The organism is Rhodoferax sp. GW821-FHT07G04 (genome assembly GCF_059418585.1).
Genome location: NZ_JBWKQD010000035.1, coordinates 1 through 583, shown reverse-complemented (window position 1 = coordinate 583; position 583 = coordinate 1). Strand labels below are relative to the sequence as shown.

Genomic DNA, 583 nt, shown 5'->3' with positions numbered 1-583 from the left:
TTGGGGCGTTTGCCCAGTACGAGTTTTGCCATGATGGTTCTTTCGCAGAGTGGTGAAGAAAATGCCCGTACCCAGCCACCGCTCCCTGCGAAAGGAGACAGCAGCCGGGCCGGTGCGGGGTGGCTTGCGCCGATGGGTGCCGCGCTTACGACGCGTAGCGGGTGGAGCGGTTGTTGCCGCTGATGGCAACCTTGCAGGTGACGATCTGGCCGTCGGTCATGATTTCTTCCTCGTTGAGGGAAACCGTGCACGGCAGGTAGGTCACGGCGCCAGACTTGGCGACGCTGCGCATGATGGTGTTGGTCTGCACTTCGGTCAGGGACTTCAGGGCGACATAGCCAGGTGTGCCGATGGCATCGGCATCCAGCTCCAACGTGCGGTCGACAGCGGTAAAGCCGTCATTGATGTTGTATTCAACATCGCTCTCCACAAACTTGTAGGTGACCTTCTTGGGCTCACCACCGGTGGAGGCCGGCTTGAGCACAGACGACAGTTGCACCCATGTTGAGACCTTGCGCACCGTGCCCACGCCGCTACCGGCGGGGTAGAAGGTGGTGTTGGTGGTGTCCTGCCCCTCCAACAC

General features: G+C 60.9%; 1 protein-coding gene. It reads right to left on the bottom strand.

What is annotated here, in order from left to right; translation table 11 throughout:
• Nucleotides 1–145 precede the first annotated feature (145 nt).
• Nucleotides 146–583 (bottom strand): phage tail tube protein (locus AC07OO_RS25600; RefSeq protein WP_495085000.1); only part of this gene is annotated, 438 nt, incomplete at its 5' end.